General features: G+C 74.1%; 34 protein-coding genes and 1 pseudogene. 16 read left to right on the top strand and 19 right to left on the bottom strand.

Annotation, left to right across the window (positions count from 1 at the left end; translation table 11 throughout):
* From VGH76_RS05995 to VGH76_RS05980, 4 genes are all read right to left on the bottom strand, one after another.
* Nucleotides 1-562 (bottom strand): amidase family protein (locus VGH76_RS05995; protein ID WP_331555708.1); only part of this gene is annotated, 562 nt, incomplete at its 3' end.
* Nucleotides 563-688: 126 nt separating this feature from the next.
* On the bottom strand, nucleotides 689-1,612 hold the full coding sequence (locus VGH76_RS05990) for an ABC transporter substrate-binding protein (protein WP_331555707.1): 924 nt from the start codon (nucleotides 1,610-1,612) through the stop codon (nucleotides 689-691).
* A gap of 188 nt (nucleotides 1,613-1,800) precedes the next feature.
* The gene (locus VGH76_RS05985) at nucleotides 1,801-2,151 is read right to left on the bottom strand and encodes a metalloregulator ArsR/SmtB family transcription factor (RefSeq protein ID WP_331555706.1); all 351 of its coding nucleotides are present in this window, start codon (nucleotides 2,149-2,151) and stop codon (nucleotides 1,801-1,803) included.
* Nucleotides 2,152-2,209: 58 nt separating this feature from the next.
* Nucleotides 2,210-2,866: a DUF2461 domain-containing protein gene (locus VGH76_RS05980; RefSeq protein ID WP_331555705.1), complete on the bottom strand. Its 657-nt coding sequence runs from the start codon at nucleotides 2,864-2,866 to the stop codon at nucleotides 2,210-2,212.
* Nucleotides 2,867-2,920: 54 nt separating this feature from the next.
* On the opposite strand from VGH76_RS05980, the gene VGH76_RS05975 reads away from it, so the two are divergent.
* Both VGH76_RS05975 and VGH76_RS05970 read left to right on the top strand, forming a co-directional pair.
* Complete coding sequence (locus VGH76_RS05975; protein ID WP_331555704.1) at nucleotides 2,921-3,157, top strand: zinc ribbon domain-containing protein; 237 nt, start codon at nucleotides 2,921-2,923, stop codon at nucleotides 3,155-3,157.
* Between the two features lie 47 nt (nucleotides 3,158-3,204).
* Entirely contained in the window at nucleotides 3,205-3,747 is a 543-nt protein-coding gene (locus VGH76_RS05970) for a YbhB/YbcL family Raf kinase inhibitor-like protein (RefSeq protein WP_331555703.1), read from the top strand.
* 49 nt (nucleotides 3,748-3,796) lie between these two features.
* Here the strand turns inward: VGH76_RS05970 and VGH76_RS05965 are convergent, their stop codons facing one another.
* The 4 genes from VGH76_RS05965 to VGH76_RS05950 all read right to left on the bottom strand — a co-directional run bounded on the left by VGH76_RS05965 (nucleotide 3,797) and on the right by VGH76_RS05950 (nucleotide 6,477).
* Nucleotides 3,797-4,060, bottom strand: coding sequence for a hypothetical protein (locus VGH76_RS05965; RefSeq protein ID WP_331555702.1), 264 nt, complete (start codon nucleotides 4,058-4,060; stop codon nucleotides 3,797-3,799).
* Nucleotides 4,061-4,248: 188 nt separating this feature from the next.
* Nucleotides 4,249-5,670, bottom strand: coding sequence for a cytochrome P450 (locus tag VGH76_RS05960; RefSeq protein ID WP_331555709.1), 1,422 nt, complete (start codon nucleotides 5,668-5,670; stop codon nucleotides 4,249-4,251).
* A 2-nt stretch (nucleotides 5,671-5,672) separates the two neighbouring features.
* Nucleotides 5,673-6,110 (bottom strand): DUF5709 domain-containing protein, encoded by a 438-nt coding sequence (locus tag VGH76_RS05955; protein WP_331555701.1) that lies wholly within the window; start codon nucleotides 6,108-6,110, stop codon nucleotides 5,673-5,675.
* 19 nt (nucleotides 6,111-6,129) lie between these two features.
* Nucleotides 6,130-6,477, bottom strand: a complete 348-nt coding sequence (locus VGH76_RS05950; RefSeq protein ID WP_331555700.1) for a UBP-type zinc finger domain-containing protein — start codon at nucleotides 6,475-6,477, stop codon at nucleotides 6,130-6,132.
* A 160-nt stretch (nucleotides 6,478-6,637) separates the two neighbouring features.
* On the opposite strand from VGH76_RS05950, the gene VGH76_RS05945 reads away from it, so the two are divergent.
* Genes VGH76_RS05945 through VGH76_RS05935 form a run of 3 tightly spaced genes read left to right on the top strand, consistent with a single transcriptional unit; the run spans nucleotide 6,638 to nucleotide 9,440 of the window.
* Nucleotides 6,638-7,258: a sulfite oxidase-like oxidoreductase gene (locus VGH76_RS05945; RefSeq protein WP_331555699.1), complete on the top strand. Its 621-nt coding sequence runs from the start codon at nucleotides 6,638-6,640 to the stop codon at nucleotides 7,256-7,258.
* 8 nt (nucleotides 7,259-7,266) lie between these two features.
* Nucleotides 7,267-8,010: an FAD-binding oxidoreductase gene (locus VGH76_RS05940; protein ID WP_331555698.1), complete on the top strand. Its 744-nt coding sequence runs from the start codon at nucleotides 7,267-7,269 to the stop codon at nucleotides 8,008-8,010.
* Nucleotides 8,007-9,440, top strand: a complete 1,434-nt coding sequence (locus VGH76_RS05935) for an NAD(P)/FAD-dependent oxidoreductase (protein ID WP_331555697.1) — start codon at nucleotides 8,007-8,009, stop codon at nucleotides 9,438-9,440. The genes VGH76_RS05940 and VGH76_RS05935 overlap by 4 nt, the downstream gene beginning before the upstream one ends.
* A gap of 73 nt (nucleotides 9,441-9,513) precedes the next feature.
* Here the strand turns inward: VGH76_RS05935 and VGH76_RS05930 are convergent, their stop codons facing one another.
* Nucleotides 9,514-9,657 carry a hypothetical protein gene (locus VGH76_RS05930; RefSeq protein ID WP_331555696.1) on the bottom strand — a complete coding sequence of 48 codons (144 nt, stop codon included), beginning with the start codon at nucleotides 9,655-9,657 and terminating at the stop codon, nucleotides 9,514-9,516.
* 281 nt (nucleotides 9,658-9,938) lie between these two features.
* On the opposite strand from VGH76_RS05930, the pseudogene VGH76_RS05925 reads away from it, so the two are divergent.
* The 3 genes and pseudogenes from VGH76_RS05925 (at nucleotide 9,939) to VGH76_RS05910 (ending at nucleotide 12,984) form a co-directional block, all read left to right on the top strand.
* Nucleotides 9,939-11,294, top strand: a pseudogene (locus VGH76_RS05925) (serine hydrolase domain-containing protein).
* Nucleotides 11,295-11,349: 55 nt separating this feature from the next.
* Entirely contained in the window at nucleotides 11,350-11,937 is a 588-nt protein-coding gene (locus tag VGH76_RS05915; RefSeq protein ID WP_331555693.1) for a TIGR03086 family metal-binding protein, read from the top strand.
* Nucleotides 11,938-11,994: 57 nt separating this feature from the next.
* Nucleotides 11,995-12,984, top strand: coding sequence for an ERCC4 domain-containing protein (locus VGH76_RS05910; RefSeq protein ID WP_331555692.1), 990 nt, complete (start codon nucleotides 11,995-11,997; stop codon nucleotides 12,982-12,984).
* A gap of 12 nt (nucleotides 12,985-12,996) precedes the next feature.
* Here VGH76_RS05910 and VGH76_RS05905 read toward each other — a convergent pair whose 3' ends face one another.
* The 4 genes from VGH76_RS05905 to VGH76_RS05890 all read right to left on the bottom strand — a co-directional run bounded on the left by VGH76_RS05905 (nucleotide 12,997) and on the right by VGH76_RS05890 (nucleotide 14,892).
* A complete protein-coding gene (locus VGH76_RS05905; RefSeq protein WP_331555691.1) occupies nucleotides 12,997-13,431 on the bottom strand; it encodes a type II toxin-antitoxin system VapC family toxin in 435 nt (144 codons plus the stop codon).
* Nucleotides 13,428-13,655: a type II toxin-antitoxin system CcdA family antitoxin gene (locus VGH76_RS05900; protein ID WP_331555690.1), complete on the bottom strand. Its 228-nt coding sequence runs from the start codon at nucleotides 13,653-13,655 to the stop codon at nucleotides 13,428-13,430. The genes VGH76_RS05905 and VGH76_RS05900 overlap by 4 nt, the downstream gene beginning before the upstream one ends.
* A gap of 55 nt (nucleotides 13,656-13,710) precedes the next feature.
* Complete coding sequence (locus VGH76_RS05895) at nucleotides 13,711-13,992, bottom strand: YrhK family protein (RefSeq protein ID WP_331555689.1); 282 nt, start codon at nucleotides 13,990-13,992, stop codon at nucleotides 13,711-13,713.
* Between the two features lie 153 nt (nucleotides 13,993-14,145).
* On the bottom strand, nucleotides 14,146-14,892 hold the full coding sequence (locus tag VGH76_RS05890; RefSeq protein ID WP_331555688.1) for an SDR family oxidoreductase: 747 nt from the start codon (nucleotides 14,890-14,892) through the stop codon (nucleotides 14,146-14,148).
* A gap of 69 nt (nucleotides 14,893-14,961) precedes the next feature.
* Between VGH76_RS05890 and VGH76_RS05885 the strand changes: the two genes are divergently transcribed.
* Nucleotides 14,962-15,246: a DUF3224 domain-containing protein gene (locus VGH76_RS05885; RefSeq protein WP_331555687.1), complete on the top strand. Its 285-nt coding sequence runs from the start codon at nucleotides 14,962-14,964 to the stop codon at nucleotides 15,244-15,246.
* Here VGH76_RS05885 and VGH76_RS05880 read toward each other — a convergent pair.
* The 5 genes from VGH76_RS05880 to VGH76_RS05860 form a co-directional block, all read right to left on the bottom strand.
* Complete coding sequence (locus tag VGH76_RS05880) at nucleotides 15,225-15,545, bottom strand: DUF2795 domain-containing protein (RefSeq protein ID WP_331555686.1); 321 nt, start codon at nucleotides 15,543-15,545, stop codon at nucleotides 15,225-15,227. The two genes, VGH76_RS05885 and VGH76_RS05880, sit on opposite strands and share 22 nt — an antisense overlap.
* A complete protein-coding gene (locus tag VGH76_RS05875; protein ID WP_331555685.1) occupies nucleotides 15,542-15,796 on the bottom strand; it encodes a hypothetical protein in 255 nt (84 codons plus the stop codon). The genes VGH76_RS05880 and VGH76_RS05875 overlap by 4 nt, the downstream gene beginning before the upstream one ends.
* Nucleotides 15,797-15,920: 124 nt before the next feature.
* Nucleotides 15,921-16,493: a TetR/AcrR family transcriptional regulator gene (locus tag VGH76_RS05870; protein ID WP_331555684.1), complete on the bottom strand. Its 573-nt coding sequence runs from the start codon at nucleotides 16,491-16,493 to the stop codon at nucleotides 15,921-15,923.
* A 90-nt stretch (nucleotides 16,494-16,583) separates the two neighbouring features.
* The gene (locus VGH76_RS05865) at nucleotides 16,584-17,384 is read right to left on the bottom strand and encodes an enoyl-CoA hydratase-related protein (RefSeq protein ID WP_331555683.1); all 801 of its coding nucleotides are present in this window, start codon (nucleotides 17,382-17,384) and stop codon (nucleotides 16,584-16,586) included.
* Nucleotides 17,385-17,546: 162 nt separating this feature from the next.
* A complete protein-coding gene (locus VGH76_RS05860; RefSeq protein ID WP_331555682.1) occupies nucleotides 17,547-18,101 on the bottom strand; it encodes a methyltransferase in 555 nt (184 codons plus the stop codon).
* Between the two features lie 61 nt (nucleotides 18,102-18,162).
* On the opposite strand from VGH76_RS05860, the gene VGH76_RS05855 reads away from it, so the two are divergent.
* Genes VGH76_RS05855 through VGH76_RS05825 form a run of 7 tightly spaced genes read left to right on the top strand, consistent with a single transcriptional unit; the run spans nucleotide 18,163 to nucleotide 24,483 of the window.
* Nucleotides 18,163-18,618 (top strand): peroxiredoxin family protein, encoded by a 456-nt coding sequence (locus tag VGH76_RS05855; protein WP_331555681.1) that lies wholly within the window; start codon nucleotides 18,163-18,165, stop codon nucleotides 18,616-18,618.
* Between the two features lie 37 nt (nucleotides 18,619-18,655).
* Complete coding sequence (locus tag VGH76_RS05850; RefSeq protein ID WP_331555680.1) at nucleotides 18,656-20,326, top strand: radical SAM protein; 1,671 nt, start codon at nucleotides 18,656-18,658, stop codon at nucleotides 20,324-20,326.
* The gene (locus VGH76_RS05845) at nucleotides 20,314-21,117 is read left to right on the top strand and encodes a TIGR04283 family arsenosugar biosynthesis glycosyltransferase (RefSeq protein ID WP_331555679.1); all 804 of its coding nucleotides are present in this window, start codon (nucleotides 20,314-20,316) and stop codon (nucleotides 21,115-21,117) included. Before VGH76_RS05850 ends, VGH76_RS05845 begins: the two co-directional genes overlap by 13 nt.
* Nucleotides 21,114-22,520 (top strand): NAD(P)/FAD-dependent oxidoreductase, encoded by a 1,407-nt coding sequence (locus tag VGH76_RS05840; protein ID WP_331555678.1) that lies wholly within the window; start codon nucleotides 21,114-21,116, stop codon nucleotides 22,518-22,520. Before VGH76_RS05845 ends, VGH76_RS05840 begins: the two co-directional genes overlap by 4 nt.
* Complete coding sequence (locus VGH76_RS05835; protein WP_331555677.1) at nucleotides 22,517-23,905, top strand: hypothetical protein; 1,389 nt, start codon at nucleotides 22,517-22,519, stop codon at nucleotides 23,903-23,905. The genes VGH76_RS05840 and VGH76_RS05835 overlap by 4 nt, the downstream gene beginning before the upstream one ends.
* A complete protein-coding gene (locus tag VGH76_RS05830) occupies nucleotides 23,905-24,036 on the top strand; it encodes a hypothetical protein (protein ID WP_331555676.1) in 132 nt (43 codons plus the stop codon). The genes VGH76_RS05835 and VGH76_RS05830 overlap by 1 nt, the downstream gene beginning before the upstream one ends.
* Before the next feature lie 27 nt (nucleotides 24,037-24,063).
* Nucleotides 24,064-24,483: an AhpC/TSA family protein gene (locus VGH76_RS05825; protein ID WP_331555675.1), complete on the top strand. Its 420-nt coding sequence runs from the start codon at nucleotides 24,064-24,066 to the stop codon at nucleotides 24,481-24,483.
* Here the strand turns inward: VGH76_RS05825 and VGH76_RS05820 are convergent.
* Nucleotides 24,465-24,811 (bottom strand): hypothetical protein (locus VGH76_RS05820; protein ID WP_331555674.1); only part of this gene is annotated, 347 nt, incomplete at its 5' end. The genes VGH76_RS05825 and VGH76_RS05820 overlap by 19 nt on opposite strands.

The raw sequence follows: 24,811 nt of genomic DNA, 5'->3' as shown, positions 1-24,811 counted from the left end.
CGGTGGCCATGTCGACCAGGCCGCCCGCGACGAGTGCCCCGCTGCCCCCCGAGGAGCCCCCGGCGTGGCGCGTGGCGTCCCAGGGGTTCTCGACGTGCCCTGTCGAGGCCGTGATGCCCGCCCCGGAGAAGCAGAGGTCCTCGCAGACGGCCTTGCCGGCGACCGTCGCGCCCGCGTCGAGGAGGCGGCGCACGATCGTGGCGTCGACTGACGGGACGAAGCCCTCGATGGTCGCCGAGCCGTTCGTCATCGGGACGCCGGCGACCGCGGTGTTGTCCTTGACCGCGACGGTGCGCCCGGCCAGCGGGCCGGACGACGCCTCGGTGATCGAGGTCGTCACGTACCAGGCGTTGTAGGGGTTGTCGGCGGGCTCGGGCCGCGACCAGTCGCGCTCGGGAACGGCCGGCGCCTCGGCCTCGTAGAGCTCGGCGACGGCGTCCCAGGACGCGAGCAGGCCCGTCACCACCGGGGCGTACTCGTCGACCTCGTCGGACGACAGGCCGAGGCCGTAGCCGGCCGCGACCGCGGTCAGCGCCTCGTGGTCCGGGGTGGGAAGCGGCATCGGGCGGCTCCAGGCTCGGGTCCGGCTGTGAACCAGGGCACCGTAGAAAGACCGGCCGAGATATGTCAACGATAACCGACGTATCCACCTGTTGCGGTTGGATGACGTGTCGACGAGGGGGACGGCTCAGCGCGCGGGCGCGGCCTCGCCGACGACGCGCAGCCCCGAGGGGCGGCCCTCGGCCACGTAGAGCCGGGGACGCAGCAGGTCCCGGGCCCCGACGACGTCCTCGGACGCACCGTTCCGGCGACGCATCAGCGCCCGGCCGTGAGCGACGGCGCCGCCGTCGGCCTCCCGATGCAGCACCCGGGCGTACTGGTGGATGGCCTCGTAGACGGTCTCGGAGAGCGCGGTGATCGCCGGCGCCCACATCCCGAAGGCCGCGCGGTGGCGGCGCAGCAGGTCGTCGTTGCCCGCCACCGGGTTGTCCTGGAAGTAGGAGAGCGCCGTGCGCAGGCCCTCCCCGGCCCGCGGACCGATGTGGGCCAGCGTGGACTCCTCGAGGGCGAGCGAGACTGTGCGCGTGGTCGCCCGCAGCCCGGCCGCCTCGCTCTGGCACTCGAACGCGACCTCGTCGGCCCCGATCATCGTGCTCAGCACCAGGTCCGCCCCCGAGCGCCGCACGGCCTCGACGGTCGGCGCGAAGTCGGCGGTGCCCAGCGGGCGCAGCGCCTCCCCGGCGATCTCGCCGCCCGCGCGGGCGATGGCGCGCCTGCCGGCCGCGTGGGCGCCGTAGGACCAGACGTAGGCCTCGCCGACCAGGAACCAGCGCCGGGCACCGGTCTGCGCCATCGTCGGCGCGACGAGCGCCTCGAGCTGGGCCTGCGGGCGCTCCCCGAAGCGGATGGCGGTCGGCGAGAGCCCGCCGCCCTCGTTGAGCACGGTGTGCACCACCAGCACGGCGCGCCCGGCCAGGACCCGCCGGACCGCCTCGAAGCTGGCGGAGGTGCTGTTGACGAACACGGCGCGGCAGCCCAACCGCGCCATGCGCGCGGCCTCGACGGCGGCCTGGGTCTCGTCGGTCGCGTCGTCGGCGACGACGAGCTGCACCGCTCGTCCAGGGGGAGACGCATGCTGACCGGCGCGCCGGTCCGGACGTCGTCGCACCGCGCCCCGAACACCCACCCGGCCCCCTCGGCGCTCCCGAACAGGGCGAACACCTCGTGGGGCGGCCGCGCGACCGAGCGCTCGGCCGCGACCGTGGTGGTCTGCATCGGGTTCCTCCACCGGAGGAGGGATCAGCCGGTCTCCCGCGCCGTCGCGGAGGTCCCGGGCGCGACGACGGGTCCCGTCCCTGCCGCGCCGTCGACGGCCTGCTGCAGGATGGACTGCAGGAACACGAAAGCATCCCGGACGGCGCCGTCGACGTCGAGGGAGTAGTAGCGGTTGCGGCCCTCGCGGCGCTCGTGCACCAGTCCCGAGGTGCGCAGGACCCGCAGGTGGCTGGAGACGGTCGTGCGACCGACGGCGTCGATGCGGCCGGCGATCTCGCCGACGGAGAGTTCGCCGTGCTCGCCGAGCACGGCGAGGATACGGCGCCGCACCCGGTCGGAGAGGGCGTCGAACGCGAGCTCCTCGTTCGGCTCCACGCCGGCGACGGTACCATCTGTCGACGACTGACCACATATCGTCGCAGAATGGTGTCCCTTACCGCCGACGACGGGCCCGCTCCGCTCCGTCGTCGAGGTCGACCCCGACGTGCTCGTCGAGCCAGCGCCCGAGCGGGTCCAGCCGCCGCCACGTCGTCGCCACCCGCTCGGCCAGCGCCGGGGCGTGCAGCTCCTCCGACGGCGGCCAGGCGCACCAGGCGTAGAGGCTCCGGTGGCGCAGCAGGTCGAGCCGCGGGTGCTCGGGATCGGTGCCGCGCGGGCGGGTCTTCAGCCGGTCCCCGGCGACGGTGAAGCCGTCGCGGCCCAGGTCCTCGACGATCGACGCCAGCACCGGGCCGTGGCGCTCGTCGTCCACGGCGGCCCGGAACCGGGCCACCTGCCCGGGCACCATCGCGTAGTACCCGACCGCCACCATGACGCCGTCCGCGGAGAGCTGCACGTAGTGCGGGCCGGCCGTCGCGCCGCACTGGACCTTGTAGGGCGACTTGTCCGTAGCGAACCGGACGTCGCGGTAGGGGCGGAAGATGCGCCCGGGGCCGAACTCCGCCTCGAGGTCGGCAAGCAGGGCGTGCATCGGCTCGCGGACGTGGCTCTCGTAGAGGTGCTTGTGGTCGGACCAGTACGCCCTGGAGTTGTCGGCCTCGAGCCCCTCGTAGAAGTCGACGGCCGCGTCACCGAACCCCGTGAACCCCACGAACGCACCGTAGACGACTGTCGGAGGACCCTCCGGCGGCCTAATCTCCCGGTCATGGCGCGCTATGAGTTCCGGTGTCGCGAGTGCGGATCGACCTTCGAGGTCGACCGGCCGATGCAGCGCTCCTCGGAGCCTGCCGACTGCCCGGCGGGGCACGCCGACACCGTCAAGCTGCTCTCCACCGTCTCGCTCGGCGGCCGCGCGCGGACCGCGACGCGCCCGGCCGGCCCGGCGATGGCCCCGGCCGGCGGCGGGGGCGGGTGCTGCGGCGGCGGGTGCTGCGGGGGCTGACGGGGTAAGGCCCCCTGCGACCAGTCCCGCGAGACCGAGGAGGAGCCGTGGCGCCGCAGCCGCCCGACCCGTACAGCTTCCTGCCCGACGTCGCCACCTTCGAGGTGACGAGCAGCGACGTCGCCGACGGCAAGGCCCTGCCGACGCCGCAGGTCAGCGGCATCATGGGCGCCGGCGGGGAGGATGTGTCACCGCAGCTCTCGTGGTCCGGGGCGCCCGAGGGCACGAAGAGCTACGCGGTCACCTGCTACGACCCGGACGCCCCCACCGCCAGTGGGTTCTGGCACTGGGCCGTCGCCGGGATCCCCGCCTCGACGACCTCGCTGCCCACCGACGCCGGGGACCCGGACAAGGGCCTGCTGCCCGACGGCGCGGTGACGCTCGCGAACGACGCCGGGGCGAAGCGCTACATCGGCGCGGCCCCGCCCGCCGGGCACGGTCCGCACCGCTACTACTTCGTGGTGCACGCCGTCGACGTCGAGGACCTCGGGGTCGGCGCGGACGCCACCCCCGCCTTCCTGGGCTTCAACCTGTTCTTCCACTCGATCGGCAGGGCGAGGATCACGCCGACCTACGAGGTCCCGGGCTGAGCCGGGGGTCCGGCCCGCCGACCGTGGTCGACGGGCCGGACATGACCGGTCACCGGTCCAGGATCTCCTCGAGGAAGGCCTCGAGGTCGAGCGGTTGGCCCGCCACGCCCTCGAGACGCGGTGCGGGCCGGAGCTCCGCGGTCGCCTCCTCGACGGCCGCGCACACCTGGGTGAGCTCGTCGGCGCCCAGGATGCGGAAGCCGCGCATCGAGCCGTTCCACGGCCGGTGCCACTGGAGGGCCGTGAGCTCGGTCCCCTCGATCTCCCACATCTCGACGCGGTTGCCCATCCAGGGCACGGAAGTCGTCGGCATCGTCATCGGTACTCACCACCAGATCGGTCGTTCGACGTACGGGACCGACCCCGCCAGGTCGGGTTACAGCGGGTGTGGCCGCAACGTCGGGGCGACGACCGCAGGGTGCCGCTCCTGGGGCTCTCCGTACACGTCGACGTGCGCTGCGCGACAGCGACGTCCGTCACGCCGGATGCCGTCGGCGCTGATCAGAGGCGGGTGAGCGAGACCGGCAGGCCGTCCGCCGGGATCGGACCGGTGCCGATGGCGATCGGCGGGGCGTAGTCCCCGGGCACCGTCCAGCGGTAGCGGCCCAGCATCCGGTGCATGATCGCCTTGATCTCCATGCCGCCGAAGTGCAGGCCGATGCACTTGTGCACCCCGCCGCCGAACGGCGCCCACGCGAAGCGGTGCGACCTGTCCTCGGCCCGCTCCGGGGTGAAGCGCTCCGGGTCGAACTCGTCCGGGCGTGACCACCACGGCGCCATCCGCTGCGTCGCCCAGAGCCCCACCGAGAGCATCGTCCCGGCCGGCACGAAGTGGCCGACCAGCGAGGTGTCCCGCAGGGCGCGGCGGGCGAGCATCGACACCGGCGCGTAGAGCCGCAGCGTCTCGCGCATGACGAGGTCCAGGGACGTCAGCGACTCCAGGTCGGCGTGCGTGACCGGGGAGCCGCGTCCGATCCGGCTGTCGAGCCCCGCCGACTCCTCCCGCAGCCGCTCCTGCCACTCCGGGTGCCGCGCGAGCAGGTAGGTCATCATCGACAGCGTGATCGTCGACGTGTCGTGGGCGGCCATGAGCAGGAAGATCATGTGATTGACGACGTCGTCGTCGGAGAAGGTCTCGCCGTCCTCGCTGCGCGCGTGGCAGAGCACGCTGAACACGTCCCGGCCGTGCCCGGCGCGCGTGGCCGGGATCCGGGAGCGGAAGTAGTCCTCGAGGACCTCCCGCCCGCGCAGCCCCCGCCGCCACGACCCGCCCGGCACCGGCGCGCGCACCACCGCGAGCCCGGCGTGGACCGTGTCGACGAACGCGCGGTTGAGCCGGTCCGCCCGCGGTCCGAGCTCGTCGCCGGCGAACACCTCGGTGCCGATGTCGAGGGTGAGCTGCTTGAGCCGCTGGTAGACCGGGACGCGCCCGGTCTCCCAGGCCCCGAGCCCGCGGTCGACGCGCGGCAGCATCGTCGCGAGGTACTCGTCGAGCCGATCGCGGGTGAACGCCTGCTGCAGGATGCGGCGGTGGGAGAGGTGCTCCTCGAAGTCCAGGAGCATGACGCCGCGGCGGAAGAACGGGCCGATGAAGTAGCCCCACCCGTCGGCGTTCCCGTACGCCTTGTCCTTGTTGACCAGCACCTGCCCGACCGCCTCCGGGCCGAACACCGAGACGGTGCGCAGGCCGAAGGCGCCCACCCACGACACCGGCCCGTACCGCTCGTAGCGCTCGCGGCTGAACGCCAGGACGTCGGCGGCGATCTCCAGCGAGCGGCCGAGGACAGGCGTGCCGTAGTCACCCATGACCGGGGCGAGACCGCTCCCCGGGGGCGGCTCCGCCAGCGCCGTGCTGGGCGACGGCACGTGGCGGGCGAGCGAGGCCGTCGCGGCCTGCACCCGGTGGGCGAGGACGGAGGTCATCGTCACCCGTCGTCGTCGACGACGTGCACCGCGGCCTCCTCGGCGCTGGCGCCCGCACCGTCGACGCCGACGTCGTCGGCCCAGAAGTCCTCACCGCCGTCGCGCAGCACGAGCCGGCCGGCCCGGCCCTCGCCGACCTCGTCGTCGTAGAGCTCGCCGTCGGTGTCGCTCTCGTCGCCGAGCCCGTCCCCCTCGTCGGACGAGGAGCGGTCCGGCACCTCGCGGCGCAGCCGGCCGGCGAGCGGCTGCCCCTCGCGCTCCTCGGCGTCGGTGACGCCCCACGCGGTGGTGCCCCAGGGCTGCTCGTTCGGGGAGATGCCCTCGTCGAGCGGGTCGGGGACGTCCGGGTCGGCGAGGGTGTCCTCCTCGTCGAGCTGCTCGAACACCGTGTCGTCGTCGGCGTCCGGGTCGTCGCCGGCGAGGTTGTCGGGCTCGGTCATGGGTCGGGTCCCTCCGGGATCAGTGCAGCTGCCGCTGCCAGTCGGCCGGCACCCGGTCGGCGGGCCCCGGCGTCGGCTGCGAGCGCGGGTGGTGGCGCGGCTCGGCGAGGTCGGGGCCCTCGCCCGCCGCGCCGGAGCGGTCGTCGTAGAACCAGTACTCGCCCGGCTCGTAGCTGGTGAGGATCGGGTGGCCCGCGCCCCGGGCGTGCGCGGTGGCGTGCTGTGCGGGGGAGGAGTCGCAGCAGCCGACGTGCCCGCACGCGGCGCAGCGGCGCAGGTGGAACCACCACCCGCCGTCGCGCTCGCACTCCAGGCAGCCGGGGCCGGAGGGTGCGGCGTCGGGATCGATCTCGAGCGGTTCGGTCACCCGGGTGATCGTGCTCGGTCGCGCGGCCCGACGCCATCGGTCGGACGACCCAACGTGGTGCGGGGGATGACGGCGACCGGGACGGTCGTTCGACGGAAGCGGACGCCCTTGCCGCCTCCCTAGGCTGGTGACCACGGGGCGTCTCGAGAGGAGCCGGCACATGGCGATCACCCGCGGTTTCACCGGTCGACGGCGGCAGGCCGAGCGTGACCCGCGCCTGCCACCGGGCCAGTACGACGTCGGGAGGTCCTGGCCGGTGCTCACCGCGGAGGCCACGCCGCGGGTGGACGCCGAGCGGTGGTCGCTGGGCATCGACGGGCTCGTCGCGAACCCGACCAGCTGGTCGCTGCGGGACCTGAAGAAGCTCGCGGGCCAGGACTCGGACACCTACCGCGGCGACATCCACTGCGTGACGACGTGGTCGAAGCTCGACACCTCGTTCACCGGGATCAGCCTCGACACCCTGCTGGAGATCGCGCAGCCGTCGCCGGAGGCGACGCACATCGTCGAGGAGTCGACGACCCGGTACCGCACCAACCTGCCCCTGGAGGACGTGACCGGCGGGAAGGCGTGGGTCGTGTGGGAGCACGAGGGCAAGCCGCTCTCGCGCGAGCACGGCGGGCCGGTGCGGGTGATCGTGCCGCACCTGTACTTCTGGAAGTCCGCGAAGTGGATCTCGAGGATCACGCTGCTCGACCGCGACGAGCCGGGCTTCTGGGAGCTCAACGGCTACCACGACCGCGGCGACCCGTGGCTCGAGCAGCGCTTCGACGGGGACTGAGCCCGGCGATGACCGAGACCGGCCACGACCGCCGCCTGGCCGCGGTGTGGCGCGACGCCCGCGTCGTCGACGTCCGCCACCACGGCGACCTCGCCGTGATCCTGCGCCTCGACGTGCCCGACCGCGTGATCCACCGCCCCGGCCAGCACTACGTGGTCCGGCTGCGCGCCGAGGACGGCTACACCGCCAGCCGGTCGTACTCCACGGTGTCGGCTCCGTCGGACGACCTCGTCGAGCTCTACGTCGAGCGGGTCCCCGACGGCGAGGTCTCCGGCTTCCTCGCCGAGGTGGTCGAGCCCGGCGACGAGCTCGAGTGCCGCGGCCCGATCGGGCGCTGGTTCGCCTGGGACGGCCGCGGTCCCGCGCTCGGGATCGGCGGCGGCAGCGGAGTGGCCCCCCTGGTGTCGATGCTGCGCCACGCCCGCGAGGTCGGGCGGCCGGAGCTGCTCTCGCTCGCGGTGTCGGCGCGGACCGCCGCCGACCTGCCCTACCGCGAGGAGCTCGAGGCGGCCGGGGCGCTGGTCGCGCTCTCCCGGGAGCCCGGGGCCAGGGGAATCGGACCGAGCCGGTTGGACGCGGCCGCGATCGGCGCCGTCGCCGACCCCGGCGCCACCGCGTTCGTGTGCGGATCCGCACGGTTCACCCTCGCGATGGAGTCATACCTGCTGTCGGCCGGGCAGCCCGAGGGCAGCATCCGTGTCGAGCGGTTCGGGCCCAGCGGAGAGATCGACGAGGATGAGGCGGATACATGAGTGACGTGCCCGGACGCGAAGCGGAGCGGAGCCGGACCATCGTGGACGTGGACGTCGTCGTGATCGGCGCCGGTCCGGTCGGCGAGAACGTGGCCGACCGCGCGCACCAGCAGGGACTGTCCGCGGCGATCGTCGAGGCCGGCCTGGTGGGCGGCGAGTGCTCGTACTACGCGTGCATCCCCTCGAAGGCGCTGCTGCGCCCGGTCGACCTGCTCGCCGCGACGCACCGCATGCCCGGCGTCGAGTCCGGCCCGATCGACGTCGCGGAGGTCCTCGCGCGCCGCGACCAGTTCGCGAACCCCGACGACTCCGGCCAGGCCGACTGGCTCTCCGGCGCCGGGATCACGCTGCTGCGTGGCCGCGGGCGCCTGGCCGGCGAGCGCGCGGTGGAGGTGACCCACAACGACGGCACGACGACGTCGTTGGCCGCCCGCTACGTCGTCGTCGCGACCGGCTCGGTCCCGACGTACCCGCCGGTCGACGGCATCCACGATGTCGGCGCCTGGACCAACCGCGACGCCACCCAGGTCAAGGACGTGCCCTCGTCGCTGCTGATCCTCGGCGGCGGGGTGGTCGGGGTCGAGATGGCGACGGCCTACCAGCGTCTCGGGGCCCAGGTGACGCTCGTCCAGCGCGGGGAGCGGCTGCTGCCGAACACCGAGCCCGAGGCCGGCCGCCGGGTGCAGCACGCGCTGGAGGCCGACGGCGTCGACGTGCGGCTCGGCGTGTCGATGAGCGCGGTGCGGCGCGAGGACGGCCAGGTCGTCGCCTCGCTGGGCGACGGTTCCGAGGTGCGCGGCGCCGAGCTGCTCGTCGCGGCGGGCCGGCACTCCACCACCGACGACCTCGGTCTCGAGACGGTCGGTCTCGAGCCGGGGAAGCCGCTGCCCGCCGACGACTCCACGACGGTGCTCGGGGACTGGCTCTACGCCGTCGGCGACGCCAGCACCGGCGCGAAGCTGACGCACATGGGCAAGTACCAGGCGCGGATCTGCGGGGACGTCCTCGTCGCGCGCGCCCGGGGCAAGGAGCTCGGCGGCCGGTACTCCCACCACGCGACGACGGCCGAGCACACCGCCGTCCCGCAGGTCATCTTCACCGACCCGCAGCTCGCCTACGTCGGGCACACCGAGGCCTCGGCGCGCGACGCGGGCATGACCGTGCGGGCCGTGAGCTACGAGATCGGGAACGTCGCCGGTGGCGCGCTGCAGGCCGACGGCTACGACGGTTTCGCGACGCTCGTGGTCGACACCGAGCGCGAGGTGATCGTCGGGGCCACGTTCGTCGGGCAGGACGTCGCCGACATGGTCCACGGGGCGACGATCGCGATCGTCGGCGAGGTGACCCTGTCGCGGCTGTGGCACGCGGTCCCGTCGTTCCCGACGATGAGCGAGGTGTGGCTGCGGCTTCTCGAGGCCTACGGCCTGTAGGTGGGCGGAGCCCTCGTGAGCACTTTTCGTTGCTATAGCCCCCGAAAGTGCTCACATGGCCGGAGGCCACCTCCTAGTTGCTGATCGCCGGAGCCGGGTCGCGGCCGAGGAAGCCCGCCTGCACGGTGTGGTTGGCCGGCACGTCGATCGGCGCGAAGATCCTCGCCACCGTCCAGTCGAGCCCGGACGTGGAGACGACCTCGGGAATGCCCTGCACCTCGCGCCGCGCCCCCGGGATGAGCAGCCCATCGCGATCGGCACCAGGCGGTCGAGCAGCCGCGGGCGATCGCGCGGGTCGGGCACGCTGACGGTCGCGAGCGCGACGAGCCGCCGGACCCCGGCCTCGTGCATCCCCGGCGCCGATCCGCCGGGTGCCGTCGGTCAGCGGCGTGCCGCGCACGAACGGGTCGATCGGCGGCCCGAGGGCGCTCAGGAGACCGGCGTCACCCCGGGCCGTCTCCGTAAGATCACGCCGGTCACCCGCCCCGGAGGACTCGGATGCCCGCAGCGCTGTTCGACAGCACCGCCCACGCGCTCGACCACCGGCTCGCCGTCGAGCAGTCGCGGGGCCGTGCGCCGTCGATGGCGGGGGCCGTGGTGCGCGGCGACGAGACGGTCTGGGCGGGGGCGCGCGGGACCGTCGCCGACGGCGCGCCGACCCCCGACACCCAGTACCGCATCGGCTCGGTCACCAAGACCTTCGTCGCGGTGCTGGTGCTGCGCCTGCGCGACGAGGGCCTCCTCGACCTCGACGACCCGCTCGGCCGCCACCTGCCCGACGCCGGGGTCACCGACCCCACCCTCGCGCAGCTGCTCGCGCACTCCTCCGGGCTCGCCGCCGAGACGGGCGCGCCGTGGTGTGAGCGCTCCGACGGCGCCGTCCGCCCGGACCTCGCGAGCCTCGTCGCCGTCCCCCCGCTGCGCGGACCCGGGCGTCGCCACCACTACTCCAACGTCGGGTTCGCCCTGCTCGGAGCCCTGGTCGGCCGACTGCGAGGCCAGCCGTGGACCGCCGCGCTGCAGGCCGAGATCCTCGACCCGCTCGGCATGGATCGCACCACCTATCACCCGACGCCGCCGCACGCCGCCGGCTGGGCGGTGCACCCGTGGGCCGACGCGCTGCTCCCCGAGCCGGCCGAGGACGCCGGCCTCATGGCTCCCGCCGGACAGTTCTGGTCGACCACCACCGACCTCGGCCGCTACGGCGCCTTCCTGCTCCACGGCGACGACACCGTCCTCGCCGCCGAGACCCTGGTCGAGATGCGCGCCCCGTCCGCTCCCGCCGAGCCGGGCGACCCGCTGCGCTCCCAGGGCCTCGGCCTCCAGCTGCTCCGCCACGGCCACCGCGACCTCGCGGGGCACACCGGCTCGATGCCCGGCTTCCTCGCCACGCTCTGGGTCGACCCGGCCGAGGACCTCGCCGGCGTGGTGTTCGCCAACGCCACTTCCGGGCCCGCCATCGGGGCGACGGTGGCCGACCTGCTCGCGCTCGTCGCCGACCGCGAGCCGCGGCTGCCCGCCGCGTGGGTGCCGACCGCCCCCGATCCGGAGCTGCTCGCGCTGACCGGCCCCTGGTACTGGGGGTCGGCCCCCGTCGCGCTGCGCGTGCACGGCATCGACGAGCTCTCGATCGGCGGGCTGGGCGGCGGGGCCCGGGCCTCCCGGTTCCGACGTGGCCAGGACGGGAGCTGGGTCGGGCTGGACGGCTAGTACGCCGGCGAGGTGCTGCGGGTGGCGCGCGACCCCGACGGCATGGTCAGCCACCTCGACCTCGGCAGCTTCGTCTTCACCCGCGAGCCCTACGCGCCCGCCGACGTCGTCCCGGGGGACGTCGATCCGGCAGGCTGGCGATGAGTTCGCCGGCCACGGCCGGTCCCTGGAGGTGACACCCACCGGAGAGGAGACCGCCGTGATCGACCTGACGCCGGCCTGCGAGGCCACCGCCGCACTCGTCGCGGACCTGCACGACGACGAGCTGGTGCTCCCCACCCCGTGCGACGCCATGGACGTCGCCGGCGTCGTCGCGCACCTCGACCTCGCCGGTCAGGGCTTCACGCTCATCGCGCGGCGGGCGACCGGAGAACCGTCCCCGCCGTTCGGGCCCGAGCGCGGACCGACCTGGCGCCCGGACGTCGCGGCCGTGCTCGCCGAGCTGGCCGACGCCTGGCACCACCCCGCCACGTGGGAGGGCGCCAGTGGCACCGGCGTCGAGCTTCCGAACGCGACGTGGGGCCTCGTGGCGCTCACCGAGGTCGTCGTCCACGGCTGGGACCTCGCCCGCGCGACCGGGCGCCCGCTGCGCTTCCCCGACGACGTCCTGCGCGTCACCCTCGAGCACGTCCGCGCCTTCGTCCCCACCGCGCCCGTCCCCGCCCTGTGGGGCACCCCCGAGACCCTGCCCGACACGACGCCGCTGCTCGACCGCGTCGTCGCCGCCACCGGCCGGACGCCTGAGGGCCGGAGCCCCCGTGCGTGCCCTCTCGGCGGGCTGTATTGACCGTCGTCTCCAGGCACGGACACGCACGCACGAGGCCGGAGGCCTAAGGTCGGGGCCGTGGCGGAGCTCGTCATCGCCCGGAACCCGAACCCGGGATCCAGCCTGGGCTACCTGCTGTGGGTGCCGGTGGGGGAGGGGCTCGTGTTCCGCACCTCCGGCACCTGGCCGCGCACGAAGGCGCTCTACTGCCACCCCGCCGAACGCTCGGAGTGGCCCGACGACGCCGACCTCGACGTCGTCGAGCGCACCCCGCTGCTCTCCTGCGCCCGGAACGGGGCGGCGATCGACGTCGTCGCCGACCGCCGGGTCGAGCGCCGCTCCCAGATCGTCTTCACCCGGGCCCGGGGCCGCGAGATGGTGTTCTGGCAGTCGCCCCGCACCCGCAAGCAGGCCCGTCCGCAGGTCCGGACGCCCACCGCCCGGGCCGCTGGGGCCGAGGGCGAGCTCGAGATCGTCGTCGACTCCCACGAGCGGTACGCCTACCGGTTCGCCGGCCAGCAGGTGCGCACGGTGAGCCGGGCGCTGCCGGTGGGCGACTACGGCGTCGTCGTGGGGGAGCGCCTGGTCGCGGCGGTGGAGCGCAAGTCGCTCCCCGACCTCGTCGGGAGCCTCATCGACTCCACGCTGCGCCACGCCGTCGGGGAGCTCGCGACGCTGCCGCGGGCCGCCGTCGTCGTCGAGGACCGCTACTCCGGGATCTTCGCCCAGGAGCGGGTGCGCCCGGCGAAGCTCGCCGACTCGCTCGCGGAGCTGCAGGTCCGCCATCCCGGGGTGCCGCTGGTGTTCGCCGAGACCCGCCCACTGGCCGAGGAGTGGACCTACCGATTCCTCGCGGCCGCCTCCGGGTGGGCGCAGGACGAGGCGGTCATGGCCGAGCGGGTGCCCGGCGCGACCTCGGAGGTCGGACAGGACGTGCCCACCGCCCCGGAGGCGACGACGGCGGAGGTCCGGGCCTGGGCGCGCGCGGGCGGCCTCGACGTCCCCGACCGCGGCCGGCTGCGCCCCGAGATCTGGGCGGCGTTCCGGGAGGCCCGCGCCGGGGGCTGAGACCACGCCGCGTCACGCCACTGTGATGGCCTCCACGCAGCCTTCCCCGGCTCGCGCGAGCCGGCGATCGGTCGTGACCACGACGGCTTCGAGCCGATCCGCGAGCGCCACGTAGAGCGCGTCCAGCAGGCGCAGGCGTCCGCGGCACTCCCAGGCGCCCGTCAGGAGGTCCACCACCCGGTGCTCGGTGACGGGCATGGCGGCGAGACGGTCGTGCGCGCTGCCGACCTCGTCGTCGGTCAGGGTGCCGTCGCGGTGGAGACGCCCCAGCGCGGAGAGGACCTCCGCGGAGAAGTGCGCGGGCACGTGCAGCACGGTGCCGCGGATGCGCTCCGCGGTGACTCCGGCGAGCGCGGTACCGGCCAGGAGATCGACGGCCGCCGAGGCATCCAGGACGACCGTCTCGACCGGCGCGGCTGCACCCCGCCCATGCTCGGGAACGCTCATCGTCCGTCGGCTACGCCGAACTCGTCGCGGGCCTCGTCGAGGGCTGCGATGACGGCCTCGTGTGTCGCACCCGTGGCCGGGGTCAGGGAATCGAGCCACTGGTCCGTGGCGCGGCGATCGAGCTCCGACCGGAGAGCGGCCTGGGTCAGTGCGGAGACGTTCAGGCCGAGCTCGCGGGCACGCGCGGCGAGGTCGTCCGGTACCCAGACGTTCAGCCGAGCCATACACACAATGTACACACACGGGCGTGGGTCTCACGTCCGCCGCGGGGCGGAACCCTCAGAAGTCCTGGCTGCTCTCGTAGGCGTTGGTCGGCCCCGCGATCCGGGCCAGGTGCACGCGGCGCGTCAGCCGGATCATCGGCCGGATCAGCAGCTCGATCGAGCCGGCGAGGAAGCACCAGGTCCCCGCGATCGTCGTCGCGTCGGAGAAGAACAGGACGCTGCCGACGATGAACCAGAGCGCGACGAGGATGTCGTTGATGATCGACAGCACCTCGTAGCGCTTGCGGATGATCAGCTCGTCGTGGCCGATGTGGATCGTCAGGGAACCCGTCGTCATGCGGGTCAGCATGCTCCGGCGGGAGCTGGTCCGGAGGCCGACCGCCGAGCCGACGCCCCGACGTACATGATCAGGTCTTCGGGAGCGACACGCGCAAGATGCGGTGCGACACGCTCACGAAGTCCGGATCTCACGGCCGGCACACCGGAGGCCTCACCCGCGTCCGAGGTAGGGCATCGTCGTCGCCATCACGGTCAGGAACGGGACGTTCGCGTCCAGCGGCAGGCCCACCATGTACCGCACCGCGTCCGCGACGTGGACCGGGTCGAACGTCGGCTCCACCATGCGCTCGCCGTTGGGCTGCACGATCCCCTCGCGCATGCGGGCGGTCATCTCCGTCGCGGCGTTCCCGACGTCGAACTGGCCGCAGGCGATCCCGTACGGCCGGCCGTCGAGGGCGATCGAGCGCGTGAGCCCCGTGATCGCGTGCTTCGTCGAGGTGTAGGCGATCCCGCCCGGCCGCCCGACGTTCGCCGCGATCGAGCCGTTGTTGACGATCCGGCCGCCCTGCGGGTCCTGCCGGCGCATGATCCCGAACGCCTCGCGGGCGCAGAGGAACGAGCCGGTGAGGTTGACGCCCACCGTCGCGTGCCAGCCCTCGACGTCGACCTCGTCCGGGGTGCCCACCGGCCCCGTCATGCCCGCGTTGTTGACCAGCAGGTCGAGCCGGCCCCACGCGTCGGTGGCCGCCCGGAAGAGGGCGGCCACGGCGTCGGCGTCGGCGACGTCGGTGGGCACCACCAGCGCCCGGTCGGAACCCTGGGCCGTCTCGTGCAGGGCGTCCTCGCGGCGGCCGGCGAGGGCGACGCGCCACCCGTCGTCGAGCAGGGCCCGGGTGATGACGCGTCCGAGGCCGGACCCGGCTCCGGTGACGACGGCGGTCCCGGGCTCGGTGCGCATGGGGCCACCCTGGCACGGCGTCGCGGATGTTCAATCTCCTCGCGGCCCGGCGACCTAGCCTCTCCCCACATGCGGACCTCCGGCACGTTCAGCGTCGCCTCCTTCGACCCCACCGACCTCGTCGCCGAGCCCCCGATCACCACCGCGCTCCCGATCGGCGTCGCGCGGATGGAGAAGGTCTACGACGGCGACGTGCGCGGCCGGTCGGCGACGTTGTTCACCGCGGCGTTCGACCAGGCCACCGGGCGCGGCACGTACGTGGCGATGGAGGCCTTCGAGGGCAGCGGCAGCACGGCGGTCGAGGCGGACGGCACCCACCGCGTCACGCTCGACTACGAGCTGGAGGCCGGCTGACCGTCGTGGACGCGCCCGGTGGCCGAATCGATGGCCCGGCCGACGAGTGAGGTCCGTGCCATCTCCTCCACGACGGCGGCCGGGTCCGGGTAGGTCTCGGCGGACAGATCCCGCAACGCCTCACGCGTCGCGTAGTCGGACCCGTGGTAGTCGGCGGCGGCGACGAGTTGCCAGCGGTGCACGGGGAAGCGCACCGAGTCCAGGATCGCCGCGAGACGGATCCGGACATCCGCCAGCTTCGCCTCCGCCACCCACGTCGGTGGCGGGACGCGCAGGATCGGGAGGGGGAGCCCCCTCATCGCCGCGCGTCGCGGGCGACGGGGGTCCGGGTGTGCCCGGCGTCCTGGCTCGCGCTGCGCCGCCGCGTCGCGAGGAACTCGACCGCGCGGACCGGCTCGTGTTCCCGGGCCTCGTCGATGGTCAGGAACCTCGCGCGGAACGGCGTGCCGCTCGAGTCGCCCGACAACTGCCGTATCGCGTCCTCGGCGCTCGTCGCGTCGACGTGGCATACGTGCTCGTCGTCGCCGTGCACCACCAACGAGAACTGCATCGGATCTCCTCGAGGATCGTGACCCGTACCCACTCACGGTAGCAATTGGCATGACCATTTTGAAGAGTGGACCGATGAAGAGGGACCGCTCGCGGCGAGCGTGCCGCTGGTGGGTCGCCGCTGGTCAGGGTCGGTCGAGCGCGATCCCGTCGAGGACCGCGAGCCCGTGCGAGATGAACTGCTCGACCAGCGGCCCGGAGCGCGTTCCTTCGACCAGGCTCGCCGGCCAGTACGCCACGGAGAAGATCACGCCGAGGCAGCTCTGCGCGGTGATCGCGACGTCCTCGGGGTCGGCCGTGGGGAAGCGACGCGAGACCGCTGCTTCCCATCGCTCGACATAGCGCCGTCGGCGTCGGGCGAACATCGTGCGGTTCGGATCGTCGAGTGACCGATCCTCACGCTGGTAGATCCCGACGAGCGCCCGGTGCGAGATCGCGTACTCCACGTGGTGGCGGACCATGCGCCGGAGGTCGTCGGCCGGGTCAGCGCTGGTCGGGATGGTCGCGCCGACGAGCTCGTCCATGGCCTCGTTGAAGAGCGCGGCGAGGATCTCGTTCTTGCCCGAGAAGTGCCGGTACAGGGCCGGCCCGCTGAGACCGGCGCGGGCGCCCAGCGCGTCCATCCCGACGCCGTGGAACCCCTTCTCGTGGAACAGGGCTGCGGCCTCGTCGAGGATCCGGCGCTCCCTCTCCACCACCGTAGGACACCACCCAGTGAATGATCGTCATCGACGTGCCCCTGAGGTCGGCGGGGCCGGGGTTCCGCAGCCGGCCCCGCCGAGGCGTGCTCAGTGGGTGCGGTAGGAACCGAAGTCGGGCTGACGCTTCTCGTTGAACGCCGTGATGCCCTCCTTGGCCTCCTCGCTCTCGCCGAAGAGCTTCAGCGTCGTGTAGGCCATGTTGCCGATGCTGATCATGTGCTCGGTGTCGGTGTTGAACGACTGCTTGAGGACCTTCAGCGCCGTCGGGGAGTAGGACAGCATCGTGTCCGCGTACCGGCGCACCTCGGCCTCCAGGTCGGCGGCAGGAACCACGCGGTTCACCAGGCCCCAGTCCAGGGCCTCCTCGGCGGACAGGCGCCGGAGCATGAACCAGATCTCCCTTGCGCGCTTCTCGCCGACCACCCTGGCCAGGTAGCTCGACCCGAGCCCGGCGTCGAAGGAGCCGACCTTCGGCCCGTTCTGGCCGAAGGTGGCGGTGTCGGCGGCGATGGACAGGTCGGCCAGCACGTGCAGCACGTGCCCGCCCCCGATGGCGATGCCGTTCACCGCGGCCACCACCGGCTTGGGAACGTCCCGGATCACCCGGTGCAGCGCCTCGACCTCGAACAGCCCGGTCTCCGAGGGGCCGTAGTCCCCGGTCTCCATCCGCTGCTTCTGGTCGCCGCCGGCGCAGAAGGCCTTCTCGCCCGCACCGGTGAGGGCGATGACGCCGACCTCGTCGTCGGCCCAGGCGAGCTTGAACGCGTGGACCAGCTCGTCGACCGTGCGGGCGCGGAACGCGTTGAAGCGGTCCGGCCGATTGATCGTGATCCACGCGAGGCCGTTCTCCACCTCGTAGAGGACGTCGCTGAACTCCTCGGGCTTCATGGGCACCTTCCTGCCTCGTCGGCTCTGGAGCGCCGACCGTAGACCGTGATAACGCTCGTTCGCAAGATGGGCTTACCCCCACTTGAGAGCATGTTCCGCCGGTTAACCGCGGTTCCACGTCGAAGGCATGCGCGGGTCGTCCCGAGGACCGGGGGCGGGGCGTCAGGCGCGGTCGGGCGCCGAGTCCTGCGAGGTCGCGGCGATCGCCGCCGCCACGTCGATCCGCTCCACCCGGGCCTCGACGCCCTGCAGGCCCACAAGGCTGACCACGGCGAAGAGCAGGTAGATCGCGTCGGCCTCGCGCAGGGTGAGGCTCACGAAGCTCAGGGTGTAGGCGACGTACATCGGGTCGGCGAGCACCGCGTAGATGCCGCCCTCGGTGAAGCGCCCGCGGCCGAAGAAGTTCCCGTTGAACAGCGCCTGGGCCCCGAGCGCCCGGATCGCCAGCCCGAAGACCACCGAGGCGGCGACGGTGACGACGAGCCCGAGCGGACGTACCCAGGTCGGCAGCGGCCAGGAGACCTCCGGGCCCACGACCACCAGCACGACGATCAGCGCGATCGCCGTGCCCCACACGACGACGAGCAGCGCGATGTGCGCCGGCCACGCCCCGCGCCCGAACACCCGGTCGTGGAACCGGTGCCGTTTCTGGGCCCACACGGCCAGCGAGTTGATCGCGATGGCCCCCGCCAGGGCGGCCAGTGCGGTCCACAGCATCGGTCGTCGTCCCCCACCGGGTCGAGGGCCACACGGGCCGGTCGGTCTATGGTCCACCGCCGTGACCCAGGTCGCCGAGGTGGGGCAGCCGGCTCCCGACTTCACGCTGGAGGGCACGGACGGCCCTTTCACCCTCTCCGAGCACCGTGGCGAGCGGGTGGTGCTGCTCTTCTACACGATGGACCGCGGCTCGGTCTGCGCCCGGCAGTTCCGCTCGTACGCGGCGAACCGGGACGCCCTCGAGGACCTCGGCGCCACGGTGGTCGGGATCAACGGACAGGGTCTCGAGTCGCACCGGCGCTTCCAGCGCCGCGACGGCGTCCCGGTCCCGCTGCTCTGCGACCCCGACCTCGCCGTGGCCTCGGCCTACGGCGCCGCGATCCCGGTGGTCGGCACGCGGCGCTCGGTGATGGTCGTGGACGAGCAGGGCATGCTGCGCCATCGGCACGTCCACACCGTCGGGCTCGGCTTCGCGACGGTGGCCGACCTGCGCCGGGTGCTCGCCGCGCTCGCGTGACCCGTCGCGTCCGGCCGACGTCGCCTACGGTGGGGCCGTGACCCGGCTGGCGCTGTGCGGCGGGATCTACTCGAACCCCTACGCGGTGCGCGCCTTCGTGGCCGACGCCCGCCGCCGCGGGGCCGACCGGCTGATCTGCCTCGGTGACCTCGGCGCGTACGGCGCCGAGCCCGAGGCGGTGTGGCCGCTGCTCGACGACCACGGCATCGAGTGCATCGCCGGCAACTACGAGGTCGCGATCGGCTCCCGCCAGGCCGACTGCCTGTGCGGCTACACCGACGACACCGACAACGCCTTCGGCCAGATCGCCTACGACTACACCTTCGCCCACACCTCCGAGGCGTTCGCCGCGTGGATGGCGACGCTGCCCACCGAGCGGCGGTTCGCGGTCGACGGCGTCGGGGTGCACCTCGTGCACGGCTCGCCGCTGGCGCTCAACGACTTCTGGTGGGAGTCCCTCGACGACGAGGCCCACCGGCTGCGCGCCGACGCCTCGGGCGCCGACGTCGTGTGCTGCACCCACTCCGGGCTGCCCTGGACGCGGCGCATCGCCCGCTCCGACGGCGGCGAGACGCTCGCGGTCAACATCGGGGTGCTCGGGCGTCCCGCCAACGACGGCGGGCGCCACGTCTGGTACGCGCTGCTCGACCTCGACGAGGGGGCGGTGTCGGCCGAGCTCGTGCCGCTCGATTACGACTGGCGGGCCCAGGCGGCCTCGATCCGCGCGGCCGGGCTCCCGGAGGCGTTCGCCGAGGTGATCGAGACCGGCTGGTGGACCTCGTGCCTGGAGATCCTCCCACCCGCGGAGCGCTCGCGCGGCCGCTTCCAGCTCTACCGGTCGGTGCTCGCGCAGCTGGCCGGCACCGATCCGGACGAGGCACCGACCGGCCGCCCTGTCGTGCCGCTCTTCGGCTCCGAGCTCTTCCCGGCCCGGCTGTGGATCTACACGAACTTCGACTGCAACCTCGCGTGCTCCTACTGCTCGGTGGCCTCCTCACCGCAGGCGCACCGCCGGCGATTGGGCCGCGAGCGATTCGCCGCGCTGGTCGACGAGGCCGTCGCCGCCGGGGTCAGCGAGGTCTACGTGACCGGCGGCGAACCGTTCCTCGAACGCGACCTCGTCGACATGCTGCTCTACGCCCTCGAGCGCCTCGAGGTGGTCTGCCTGACCAACGGGATGCTCTACCGCGGGCACCGGCGCCAGGAGCTGGAACGGCTCGCGGGGCGCCCCGGGCTCACGCTGCAGACCTCCCTCGACGGCTCCGAGGCCGCCCACGACGCCCAGCGCGGCCGCGGGACCTGGGCCCGGGCGCTGGAGGGCGTCGACGTCGCCCGCTCGCTCGGCCTGCCGGTCCGGGTGGGCATGACCGAGACCGCCGCGAACGCCGGGCAGGGCGCCTCGCTGCGCACCGTGCTGGCCGACCACGGCGTGGCGCCCGAGCAGGTGGCGGTCCGGCCGCTGGTGGCCCGGGGCCACTCGGCCGACGGTGTCGTCGTCGACCAGGAGGGAACCGTCCCGGAGCTGACCGTCGCCGCCGACGGGTGGTTCTGGCACCCGGCCGGGGCCGACCGGGGCACCTCGCCCGACATGCTGATCGGCGGCCCCGAGCTCCCGCTCGTCGAGGCCCGCCGGCGCGTGATCGAGCGGTTCCTGACGATGCGCCAGCGTGACGGCTCGTTGCCGACGATCTACCAGTGCGCAGTCTGAGGCGGGTCGCGATCACCGGCGTCGAGCGGTACGGGACGAACGAGCCGTTCGCGGCGTCCATGTGCACGAACGAGCCGTTCCTATCGGAGGGGGACCGGTCCGCCGACCCCTTCACCGTCTCCATCGTCGTCCCGGTCCGCGACGAGGAGGCCGGGATCGAGCGGACGCTGCGGGCCCTGCGCGCGGCGTTCGGCGACTGCGAGCTGATCGTCGTCGACGGCGGCAGCCACGACGCCACCGTCGCTCGGGCCGCGCCGCTCGCAACCGTGCTGCACGCCGACGGTGGCCGCGGACCGCAGCTCAACGCCGGCGCCGCTGCGGCCCACGGCGAGGTCCTCTGGTTCGTGCACGCGGACGCCGAGCTCGACCCGGGCGCCCTGCCCGCCCTCCGCGCGGTGCTCGCCGACCCGTGGGTGGTCGGCGGGGGCTGCCGGCTGCGGTTCGACCGCACCGGCCCGGTGCTGCGCTGGCTGCAGTGGACCTCGAACCTGCGCGCCCGGCACCTGCACTGGATCTTCGGGGACCAGGCGATGTTCGTGCGTCGGAGCACCTTCGAGGAGGTCGGCGGCTTCCCCGAGATCCCGATCATGGAGGACCTGGAGATGTCGCGGCGCCTCGCCCGCCGGGGCCGGCTCGCGGTGCTCCCGACGCCGTGCACCGCCTCGGCCCGGCGGCTCGTCGAGCAGGGCCCCGCCCGGATGCTGGTGCTCATGCAGCTCTACAAGCTGCAGTACTTCCTCGGCGTCGATCCCGACACCATCCGACGCCGCTACGAGAGCCGCCGCCGATGACCCACGACCTCCTCGTCATCGGGGCCGGCGCCGGGGGGCTCTCCGTCGCCCGCGCCGGGGTCCGCGCCGGACTGGCGACCGCGCTGGTGACCGACGGCCCGATCGGCGGCGACTGCACCTTCACCGGGTGCGTCCCGTCGAAGACGCTGCTCGCCGCCGCGGCGGCCGGCGCCGCCGCGAAGGACGCGCTCGCCCGGGTCCGTGCCACCGTCGCCCGCGTCGCCGCGACGGAGACGCCGGCGGTGCTGCGCGCGGAGGGCGTCGAGGTCGTCACCGGACGGGCGCGGTTCGTCGGCCCGCGGGCCGTCGTCGTCGACGGCGACGGGGTGCTCCTCGCGCTGACCGCCCCCCGCATCGTCCTCGCCACGGGCGCCGAGCCCGTGATGCCGGACCTGCCCGGACTCGCGGACGTCGACCCGCTGACCACCGACACCGTGTTCGACCTCGACGACGTTCCGGGCTCGCTGGCCGTCCTCGGCGCCGGCCCGGCCGGGTGCGAGCTGGCCCAGGCGTTCGCCCGCCTCGGGACCGCCGTCACGCTCGTCGACCCCGCGGAGCGGGTGCTGCCCGGGCTGGACGCCGACGCGGGCGCCGTGGTGGCCGACGCGCTGCGACGTGACGGCGTGGACCTGCGCCTCGGCGCCGTCTCCCGGCACGTCGAGAAGGTGCCGGGCGGCCGGGTCCGCGTCGTCTGCGATGACAGCACGCTCGAGGCCGACCGCCTCCTCCTCGTCACCGGCCGGCGCCCCGCCACCACCGGCCTGGGCCTGGACCGGGCCGGGGTCGAGGTCGGCGCCGACGGCGCCGACGGCGCCGTCCGCGTCGACCGCCACCTCGCGACGACGGCGCCGGGCGTCTTCGCCGTCGGTGACGTGACCGCGCTCTGCCCGCACACCCACGCCGCCGACGAGATGGGGCGGATCGCGGTGCGCAACGCCGCGCGGCCGGCATGGCGGCGGCGCCGGTTCCGGCCGCACCTCGTGCCCCGCGTCGTGTTCACCGATCCGGAGGTGGCGACCATCGGGCTGCCGGAGGACGGGGCCGGGCCCGGCGCGTGGGTCGCGCAGATCCCGCTGAGCGCGGTCGACCGGGCGGTGACGGCCGGGCGCGAGAACGGATTCGTGCGGCTGGTGGCCGGTCCGCTGCCGGGCACGTCGCGGCTGACCGCCGACGGGCTGCGTCGGGTCGGGGGCGGACGCCTGCTCGGTGCCACGATCGTGGCCGAGCGGGCCGGGGAGATGATCGCGGAGGTGGGTCTGGCCATGCAACTGAACGCGCTCACCGGACGGCTCGCCCAGACCGTGCACGCCTACCCGACGTGGTCGCTGGCCGTCCGGCAGGCGGCGGCGGCCCTCGCCACCGGTGCGGGTCCCGGGGTGACGGTGCGGCGGGCGGGACGGTGAGCCCCCTGAGGCGGCTGCGCGCGTGGTGGCACCGCACCCGCCCCGTCGACCCGGAGTTCGCCGCGGCGCTGGCCCGGCGCTGGGCCGAGCTGCCGGAGATCGCCCGCACCCCGGCCCAGGTGGTCGGGCGCCACGCCGTCGGGTGCGAAGGGACCCACGGCGTCTTCCCGCGGTGCAACCTCTCCTGCTCGCCGTGCTACCACTCGCGCGACGCCAACCGGGTGCGCGTCGACGGCGAGCACACCCGGCGCGAGGTGGAGTCGCAGATGGCGTTGCTGCGCGAACGCCGCGGCCCGGTGGCGCACGCGCAGCTCATCGGCGGCGAGGTGACCCTGCTCGACCCCGACGACCACGCGGCCGCCCTGCTCGCCATGCGCGCCCACGGGCGCGAGCCGATGAGCATGACCCACGGCGACGTCGACGACGACCACCTCGAACGGCTCGTGCTCGGACCCGACGGCCGTCGGCGCCTGCACCGGATCTCCTTCGCCGGCCACTTCGACTCGCTGATGACCGGCCGGCGCGGGATCCCCCGCCCACCCGACGAGGCGTCCCTGAACCCCTACCGGCGGGCCTTCGTCGCCCGGTTCGAGCGGCTGCGCCGGGAGCACGGCGTGCGGTTCTTCGTCGCGCACACGATGACGGTGTCGCCGGCCAACCTCGGCGAGGTCGCCCGGGTCGCCCACGACGCCGGCGGGATGGGCTTCGGGATGCTCGCGTTCCAGCCCGCGGCGTTCGTCGGCGACCACCGCCGGTGGCACGAGCCCTACCGCGCGATGACCGACGACGACGTCTGGGCGGAGATCGAGCGCGGGATCGGTGCCCGGCTGGACCACACGTTCGTCCAGCATGGCGACCTGCGGTGCAACCGCGTGGTCTACGGCTTCTGGGTGGGCGATCGGTGGCATCCCCTCGCCGACGGCGATGACGCCCGCGACGTCGCCGCCCGCGACGCGTTCCTCGCCTGGTTCGGCCCGGTGAACTTCATCGGCTCCCCCGCGCCGGTCCTCCTCGGCAAGATCGTGCGCGTGGTGGCACGCCACCCGCGGGCCGTGTCGATCGCGCTCGGCTGGGTGCGCCGCCGGCTGCGGGCGGTCGGTGTGGGTGCCGTCCTGCGCCACGGTGTCCGGCCGATGTCGCTGGTCATGCACTCGTTCATGGACGCGGCCGACGTCGCGCCGGCGTGGGACGCGATGCAGCGGGGCGAGGAGTCCACGGACCCCCAGGTGCGCGCCACCCAGGAGCGGCTCACGGCCTGCCACTACACGATGGCCCACCCCGAGGACGGAGCTCTCGTACCCGCCTGTGTCCAGCACGCCGTGCTCGATCCCGGCGAGAACGCCGAGCTCCGCCGCCTGCTCCCCATCGCCGAGGTGCGCCGCTGATGCCCCGGCTGCTGACCGACCCGGTCGACCTCACCGGACTGGTGCTCGCCGACGTCCGCGGCGGTGACCCGGTCGATCTCGGTTCCCTGCCCGGGCCGGCCGTGCTCGCCACGATCCGCCACCGGTATTGACTGCCCTGCCAGCAGCACCTGGTCCAGGTGGCCACGGAGGCCGGCCGCGACGTGCCGGTGGTCGCGGTGGGTTTCGACGACGCCGAGGCCCTCGGTCTCCTGGCCGACCACCTGGGGTGGACGTCGCCGTTCCTCGCGGACCCCGACCGCCGCCTCTACGCCCGGCTCGGCATGCGGCGGGCGCCGTGGTGGCGGGTGTGGTCGCCGCGCACCCTGGCGTTCTACCGGCGCGCGCTCCGCCGCGCGCCCGTGCCCCGGCCCGTCGACCCGGCGTCGGTGGACGTGTCCCAGATGGGCGGTGACGCCGTGGTCGTCGACGGCGAGGCCGTGCGGCGCTGGCTGCCCCGGACGCCGGTCGACCGCGTCGCCCCCGCGGTGCTCGTGGCCGCGGCCCGGGGCGAGCGGAGCGACGGGGATGTGAACGGGGCTCAGACCGAGAGCATGTAGAGCATCCCGAGCGCGAGCACGGCGAGGGCGACCGGGACGACTGCGTCGGTGCGGCACGACGGTGTGCCGGTCGCGTCGTCCGGGGCCGGGTGACCGGTCGGGTCGACCAGGGCGCTGGAGGCGCGCTGGGGCGCCCTGCGCAGGGCCCGGACGGCGACGGCCAGGCGCAGCCCGACCTGCACCGCCAGGTAGCAGGCGAACAGCACACAGATGATCACCGGCCGGACGTCGGCGGGGATCTGGATGTAGGCGAGGGTGACCGTGTCGGCCACCGCGACCAGCCACGGTGTCGCCGCCCGGCCGTCGTCGCGCCGCCCCCGGACCGCCG

The sequence above is a fragment of the Actinomycetospora sp. genome (assembly GCF_036497585.1).
Classification (GTDB): domain Bacteria; phylum Actinomycetota; class Actinomycetes; order Mycobacteriales; family Pseudonocardiaceae; genus Actinomycetospora.
This window is presented reverse-complemented; position numbering and strand designations above follow the sequence as displayed.

Coding starts and splice junctions, on each gene's coding strand:
- VGH76_RS05895 (WP_331555689.1), bottom strand. CDS start 13,992: ATGACGACGGGTTCCCTGACGATCCACATCGGCCACGACGAGCTGATC.
- VGH76_RS05875 (WP_331555685.1), bottom strand. CDS start 15,796: ATGCAGTTCTCGTTGGTGGTGCACGGCGACGACGAGCACGTATGCCAC.
- VGH76_RS05940 (WP_331555698.1), top strand. CDS start 7,267: ATGACCGAGACCGGCCACGACCGCCGCCTGGCCGCGGTGTGGCGCGAC.
- VGH76_RS05955 (WP_331555701.1), bottom strand. CDS start 6,110: ATGACCGAGCCCGACAACCTCGCCGGCGACGACCCGGACGCCGACGAC.
- VGH76_RS05840 (WP_331555678.1), top strand. CDS start 21,114: ATGACCCACGACCTCCTCGTCATCGGGGCCGGCGCCGGGGGGCTCTCC.
- VGH76_RS05885 (WP_331555687.1), top strand. CDS start 14,962: ATGCGGACCTCCGGCACGTTCAGCGTCGCCTCCTTCGACCCCACCGAC.
- VGH76_RS05880 (WP_331555686.1), bottom strand. CDS start 15,545: ATGAGGGGGCTCCCCCTCCCGATCCTGCGCGTCCCGCCACCGACGTGG.
- VGH76_RS05960 (WP_331555709.1), bottom strand. CDS start 5,670: ATGACCTCCGTCCTCGCCCACCGGGTGCAGGCCGCGACGGCCTCGCTC.
- VGH76_RS05945 (WP_331555699.1), top strand. CDS start 6,638: ATGGCGATCACCCGCGGTTTCACCGGTCGACGGCGGCAGGCCGAGCGT.
- VGH76_RS05965 (WP_331555702.1), bottom strand. CDS start 4,060: ATGCCGACGACTTCCGTGCCCTGGATGGGCAACCGCGTCGAGATGTGG.
- VGH76_RS05865 (WP_331555683.1), bottom strand. CDS start 17,384: ATGAAGCCCGAGGAGTTCAGCGACGTCCTCTACGAGGTGGAGAACGGC.
- VGH76_RS05975 (WP_331555704.1), top strand. CDS start 2,921: ATGGCGCGCTATGAGTTCCGGTGTCGCGAGTGCGGATCGACCTTCGAG.
- VGH76_RS05935 (WP_331555697.1), top strand. CDS start 8,007: ATGAGTGACGTGCCCGGACGCGAAGCGGAGCGGAGCCGGACCATCGTG.
- VGH76_RS05860 (WP_331555682.1), bottom strand. CDS start 18,101: ATGCTGTGGACCGCACTGGCCGCCCTGGCGGGGGCCATCGCGATCAAC.
- VGH76_RS05830 (WP_331555676.1), top strand. CDS start 23,905: ATGCCCCGGCTGCTGACCGACCCGGTCGACCTCACCGGACTGGTGCTC.
- VGH76_RS05900 (WP_331555690.1), bottom strand. CDS start 13,655: ATGGCTCGGCTGAACGTCTGGGTACCGGACGACCTCGCCGCGCGTGCC.
- VGH76_RS05890 (WP_331555688.1), bottom strand. CDS start 14,892: ATGCGCACCGAGCCCGGGACCGCCGTCGTCACCGGAGCCGGGTCCGGC.
- VGH76_RS05905 (WP_331555691.1), bottom strand. CDS start 13,431: ATGAGCGTTCCCGAGCATGGGCGGGGTGCAGCCGCGCCGGTCGAGACG.